6 protein-coding genes are annotated in these 6,362 nt (G+C 61.0%); all 6 read left to right on the top strand.

Annotated features, from left to right (window positions below):
* The first annotated feature begins 78 nt into the window (after positions 1-78).
* Positions 79-873, top strand: a complete 795-nt coding sequence (locus EN991_RS19000; protein WP_063172085.1) for a transglutaminase family protein — start codon at positions 79-81, stop codon at positions 871-873.
* A gap of 131 nt (positions 874-1,004) precedes the next feature.
* Complete coding sequence (locus EN991_RS18995) at positions 1,005-1,736, top strand: peptidase (protein ID WP_013531816.1); 732 nt, start codon at positions 1,005-1,007, stop codon at positions 1,734-1,736.
* Positions 1,737-1,836: 100 nt separating this feature from the next.
* On the top strand, positions 1,837-3,246 hold the full coding sequence (locus EN991_RS18990; RefSeq protein ID WP_127369308.1) for an aspartate aminotransferase family protein: 1,410 nt from the start codon (positions 1,837-1,839) through the stop codon (positions 3,244-3,246).
* Between the two features lie 78 nt (positions 3,247-3,324).
* A complete protein-coding gene (locus tag EN991_RS18985) occupies positions 3,325-4,092 on the top strand; it encodes a DeoR/GlpR family DNA-binding transcription regulator (RefSeq protein WP_127369307.1) in 768 nt (255 codons plus the stop codon).
* Between the two features lie 126 nt (positions 4,093-4,218).
* Positions 4,219-5,745, top strand: coding sequence for a glycerol-3-phosphate dehydrogenase (gene glpD / locus EN991_RS18980; protein WP_127369306.1), 1,527 nt, complete (start codon positions 4,219-4,221; stop codon positions 5,743-5,745).
* 42 nt (positions 5,746-5,787) lie between these two features.
* On the top strand, positions 5,788-6,362 hold a 575-nt coding region (locus EN991_RS18975; RefSeq protein ID WP_164769197.1), incomplete at its 3' end, for an ABC transporter ATP-binding protein.

Here is a 6,362-nt window from a genome sequence, read left to right as displayed (position 1 = left end):
CCCGAAAGGTGGAGCCGGTTTTCTTAGACAAACGGAAACCGTTTGTCCGGAGATCGCGCTCACAAACGGAATAGAAGCATGCGGCTGAAGATTACCCACCGAACTGAGTACCGTTACGATACGCCGGTGCATTATCTGTTGCAGCGGCTGCGGCTGCTTCCGGTCAGCGGGTCGACGCAGACCGTTCTGTCCTGGGCTCTGGCGATCGAAGGCGCGCGCGAAGAGGTCCGCTTTGTCGACCATTTCGGCAACGACACAAGGCTGTTGAGCGTCGAGGGCGAGCGCGACTTCATCACGGTCGAGGCGTCGGGCGAAGTGGTGACGCGCGACACCGCGGGCGTCTCGGGGCCACACCAGGGCTTCACGCCGCTCTGGCTGTACAGCCATGAGACACCATTGACGGTGATCGGCAGCGGTATCCGCGAACTCGCCGCATCGGTTGGCAAGGGCAGCGACATCGAACGGCTGCACCGGCTGATGGCTGTCATCGGAGAGCGCGTCGCCTACACGCCCGGCACGACCAATGCGACGACGCCGGCGGAGGAAGCCTTGGCGCTCAAGACCGGGGTCTGCCAGGATCATACCCATATCTTTGCCGCCGCCGCCCGTGCCATGGGCTTTCCGGCCCGCTATGTCAGCGGCTATCTGATGCTGGATGCGACGGTCGAGCAGGCGGCCAGCCATGCCTGGGCCGAAGCGCATGTTTCGGGTCTCGGCTGGGTTGCCTTCGATGCCGCCAATGGCATCTCGCCCGACGAGCGTTATGTAAAGGTGGCGACGGGCCGCGATTACCGCGACGCCACGCCGGTGTCGGGAATTCGGCTGGGACAGGCGGAAGAACAGCTTGCGGTCACCGTCACGGTGGAGCAGTAATCCTCGCAAGATTGCTGCCGAGCGATTCATCGTTTCAAGGAACCCCGAACCGCTCTATCCCTTTGTTTTAACGCAATTCCGGACGGAAAACCGCTTCACACTTTTCCTGGAATTGCTCTAGAAGAGATTCCATGACCTATTGCGTTGGCCTGAAGATCGATCGCGGGCTCGTGTTCATGTCCGACACGCGCACCAATGCAGGCATGGATTCCATCTCCACCTTTCGCAAGATGCATGTCTGGGAAGAGCCGGGCGAACGCGTCATCGTTTTGATGTCGGCGGGCAATCTGGCGACGACGCAGGCCGTGGTCAGCCTGCTTGACGAGCGCACCAAGGCAATCTCCGAAAGACATTCCACACTGCTCGAAACGCCGTCGATGTACCAAACGGTCCGCATTGTCGGCGACACGGTCAAGGAGGTCATCGCCAATTCGTCACCCGCTGGCGAGAAGGCGGATTCCTATTTCAATGCGTCCTTCATCCTCGGCGGTCAGATCAAGGGCAGCGAGCCGCGCCTGTTCATGATCTATCCCGAAGGCAATTTCATCGAATCGACCGATGACACGCCGTTCTTCCAGATAGGCGAGACCAAATACGGCAAGCCGATCATCATCCGCGCCTACGAAAAGACGATGAGCCTCGCCGAGACGGTGAAGCTGCTTTTGGTGTCGTTCGATTCGACGTTGAAGTCGAACCTGTCCGTCGGCTTGCCGCTCGACCTGCTCTTCCTGGAGAAGGACGCTTTCAAGGTCGGATTGAAGAAGCGGATCGGCCAGGACGACCAGTATTACCGCACGATCTCCGATGGCTGGTCGAATGCGCTGAAGACGGCTTTTGCCAGCCTGCCGGATTTCCCTGGCTGAGGCGTGCGGCATCTCTTGCTGGTTGCATATATTTCACGCGTTAATTAATAAGAGACCAACCGCGACGGATGGTAGCGATGGATCATGTCGGGAGGACAGGATGAACAATGATGATTTCCGGCAATGGTCGCGGCGCGCCGCCGACTGGGGCGCTGACTATCGCAACAATCTGCGCGACCGCCCCGTGCGGCCACTGGTAGAACCCGGCGCCGTTTCCAGAAGCATCGAGGTTTCGCCGCCCGAAGACGCCGAACCGATGGACCGGATCTTCGCCGATTTCGAAGAGAAGATCCTGCCGGGAATGACGCATTGGCAGCATCCGCGCTTCTTCGCCTATTTCCCGGCCAATGCGGCGCCGGTTTCGGTGGTGGCGGAATATCTTGTTTCGGCGATGGCCGCGCAATGCATGCTGTGGCAGACGTCGCCGGCGGCGACCGAACTCGAAACGCGCACCGTCGACTGGATGCGCCAGGCGCTCGGTCTGCCGGAAGGCTTCTCGGGCGTAATCCAGGATTCAGCCTCATCGGCGACGTTGGCCGCGGTGCTGACCATGCGCGAACGGGCACTCGACTGGCAAGGCAACAAACAGGGCCTGGCAGGGCAGGCGCGGCTGCGCATCTACTCCTCCGACCAGGTGCACACGTCGATCGACCGGGCGATCTGGGTGTCCGGCATCGGCGAGGACAATCTCGTGCGCATTCCCGTCAGCGGCCGCTTTCGCGCCATGGACACGGCCGCGCTCGAGGCGGCAATCGTCGCCGACCGGGAAGCCGGCATGCTGCCGGCGGGCATCATCGCTTGCGTCGGCGGCACCAGCACTGGCGGCACCGACGACATTGCTGCGGTTGCCGAGGTGGCACGGCGGCATGGGCTTTATCTCCATGTCGATGCCGCCTGGGCGGGATCGGCGATGATCTGTCCGGAATATCGGCATTTCTGGACAGGCGTCGAAGGCGCCGATTCGATCGTTTTCAATCCGCACAAATGGCTGGGCGCTCAGTTCGACTGCTCGATCCAGTTCCTGCGCGACCCTGAAAGCCATGTCAGGACGCTGGCCATCAAGCCGGATTATCTGAAGACGCACGGTCATGACGGCATCATCAACTATTCCGAATGGTCGGTACCGCTCGGGAGGCGATTTCGCGCGTTGAAATTATGGTTCCTGCTGCGCGCCCATGGCCTGGAACGCCTGCGCGCGATGATCCGCAATCATGTCGCGTGGAGCGAAGGGCTGGCGGCGCGGCTGGCAAGGGAGCCGGATTTCGAGATCGTCAGCGAACCGATGCTGTCGTTGTTCTCGTTCCGGCACAAGACCGCAACCGACGGGGACGAGCACAATCTGCGCCTTGTCAATGCGATCAACGACGATGGCCGCATCTACCTGACGCAGACGAAGGTTGATGGACTGATCGCAATCCGGTTCCAGGTCGGACAGTTCGAGGCGACCGCCGCCGATGTCGAAACGGCTTTTGTGGTGATTACTGAAATCGCACGTGGCCTGGGTCGCTGATTTCGTTAGCCGGCTTATGCCTTTTCATCGGTTTCGTTTTCGACTATAGACAAGAAAAACGAAAACGGGAGGTTGCCCATGTATCTGTCGCCGCGCCATGCCGAGATTATCCAGATGGCCAAGGATCACGGCCGCGTGCTGGTCGATGATCTGGCCAACCACTTCAATGTGACGCCGCAGACCATCCGCAAGGACCTCAACGATTTGTGCGATCAGCGGCTGCTCTCGCGCATCCATGGCGGCGCGCTGTACCCCTCCGGCATCGAGAACATGGAGTATGAGGCGAGACGCAAGATTGCCGCCGACGAGAAGGAGGCGATCGGCCGTGCGGCAGCCAGGCTGATCCCCGACAACGCCTCGCTGTTCATCAACATCGGCACCACGACCGAGTCGGTCAGCAAGGCGTTGCTCGATCACAGCGGTCTCATGGTCATCACCAATAACATCAATGTTGCCAATAGGATGCGGATATATCCGTCGATCGAAGTGGTGATCGCCGGTGGTGTCGTGCGCGGTTCCGATGGCGGTGTGGTCGGCGAGGCGGCGGTCGATTTCATCAGGCAGTTCAAGGTCGATTACGCGGTGATCGGCGCATCCGCCATCGACCATGACGGCGCCTTGCTCGACTTCGATTTTCGCGAGGTCAAGGTGGCGCAGGCGATCATCGCCAATGCAAGGCATGTCATCCTGGTTTCCGACCAGACCAAATTCGAGCGAACCGCACCGGTGCGCATCGGCCATCTGTCGCAGGTCAACACCTTCATCACCGACCGCTGCGATATCCCCTCGGTGCGCAAGATCTGCCAGGAGGCCGAGGTTCAGCTGATCGAGACGTCGCTCGCCTAGGCGGTTTTCAGCTGATATCACGCGCCCGTGATATTTCGTTTGACATTCGTTATCATTTCGAAATAATTCCGACACGGTTTCGTAAAAGCCCAAAAATGGTGCAATGCGAAATCGCTGGAGGAATTTGTGGACGCATCTCCGATCCGTGACATTTTCGTCATAGGCGGCGGCATCAATGGCTGCGGTATCGCCCGCGACGCCGTCGGGCGTGGCTTTTCCGTCTTTCTCGCCGAGATGAACGACCTCGCCAGCGGGACTTCCTCGGGCTCAACCAAATTGATCCATGGCGGCCTGCGCTACCTCGAATTCTACGAATTCCGCCTGGTGCGCGAAGCGCTGATGGAGCGCGAGGTTCTGTGGAAGAACGCGCCGCACATCATCTGGCCGATGCGCTTCGTGCTGCCCTATGCCAAGGGCCTGCGCCCGGCCTGGCTGATCAGGCTCGGTCTCTTCCTCTACGACCACATTGGCGGGCGCAAATTGCTGCCGGCGACCCGGACGCTGGACATGGCCAGGGATCCGGCCGGCAAGCCTTTGAAGCCGCTATTCAAGAAGGCCTTCGAATATTCGGATGGCTGGGTCAATGATGCGCGGCTGGTGGCGCTGAATGCACGTGATGCGGCCGACCGCGGCGCAACGGTCCGCACCCGCACGAAAGTGACCGGCGCGCGCCGCGAAAACGGCTTGTGGACGGTCCAGGTCGAGGATCTGCAGACCGGCGAGACCGAGGAGGTCAAGGCGCGCCTGCTGGTCAATGCCGCCGGCCCCTGGGTCGATCATGTGCTTTCCGGCGTCGTCGGCCTCAACGATGTGCACAATGTCCGCCTCGTGCAGGGCAGCCACATCGTCATCGCCAGGAAATTCGACGATCCGCGCGCCTATTTCTTCCAGAACAGGGATGGTCGCATCATCTTCGCTATTCCCTACGAGGAAGAGTTCACCCTGATCGGCACCACGGACCAGGATTATCCCGGCGATCCGCATGACGTGAGGATCAGCGACACCGAGATCGACTATCTCTGCGCCGCGGCAAGCGAATATTTCGCTGAAGCCGTCAAGCGTTCGGACATCGTCTGGACCTATTCCGCCGTCCGTCCGCTCTATGATGACGGAGCCTCCAAGGCGCAGGAAGCGACGCGCGACTATGTGCTCAAGGCCGATGGCGGCGATGGTGCCGCCCCGATCGTCAACGCCTTCGGCGGCAAGATCACCACCTATCGCCGGCTGTCGGAATCGATGCTGGAAAAGATCGAGGGTTTTCTGGGTAAACGCGGCAAGCCGTGGACGGCAAACGCGCCGTTGCCGGGCGGCGATTTCCCGGCCACCGGTTTCGATGCCGAAGTGGCGAAACTGAAGACCGCCTATCCGTTCCTCGACGCGCGCCTGGCTCGCCGGCTGACCCGGCTCTATGGCACCCGCGCAAGGATGCTGCTGGGGCTGGCCAAATCGAACGTCGATCTCGGCCGCAACTTCGGCGCCGATCTCTACGAGGCCGAGGTGCGCTATCTCGTTCAAAACGAATGGGCCGTCACATCGGAAGATGTATTGTGGCGCCGTACCAAGCGCGGTCTGCATCTCAGCCGCGAGCAGGTGGCGGCTCTCGATGAATTCATGCACGGCATAAGCCGGCGCCATGTCGCGGCTGCCGAATGAAGAGGGGTTTGAGCTGATGCGGAAGGCCTGGGAGGAGGCGTCATGCTGGAACTGAGAAACGTCACCAAGACGGTCGGTGCTGTCGCGCATATAAGCGATGTGTCGCTGACGCTCCAGCACGGCTCGCTCAATGTCCTGCTCGGACCGACGCTTTCGGGCAAGACCAGCCTGATGCGGCTGATGGCCGGCCTCGACGTGCCGACCTCCGGTTCGATCTGGTTCGACGGCCAGAATGTCACCGGCGTGCCGGTGCAGAAGCGCAAGATCGCCATGGTCTACCAGCAGTTCATCAACTATCCGGCGATGACCGTCTATGAGAACATCGCCTCGCCGCTCAGGGTGGCGGGAACCGATCAGGCGAAGATCGACAAGGAAGTGCGCCATGCCGCAGCACTTCTCAAGCTGACGCCCTATCTCGACCGCACGCCGCTGAGCCTGTCCGGTGGCCAGCAGCAGCGCACCGCACTGGCGCGCGCCATCGTCAAGAACGCCAGCCTGGTGCTGCTCGACGAACCGCTCGCCAATCTCGACTACAAATTGCGCGAGGAACTGCGCGCCGAATTGCCCAGGATCTTCGCCGCCGCCGGCACCATCTTCGTCTACGCCACGACCGAGCC

Origin of the sequence: Mesorhizobium sp. M7A.F.Ca.US.005.03.2.1 (genome assembly GCF_003997795.1) — a bacterium.
GTDB lineage: Bacteria > Pseudomonadota > Alphaproteobacteria > Rhizobiales > Rhizobiaceae > Mesorhizobium > Mesorhizobium ciceri.
The sequence above is the reverse complement of the archived record's forward strand: the minus strand, read 5'-3'. Positions and strand labels throughout refer to the sequence as shown.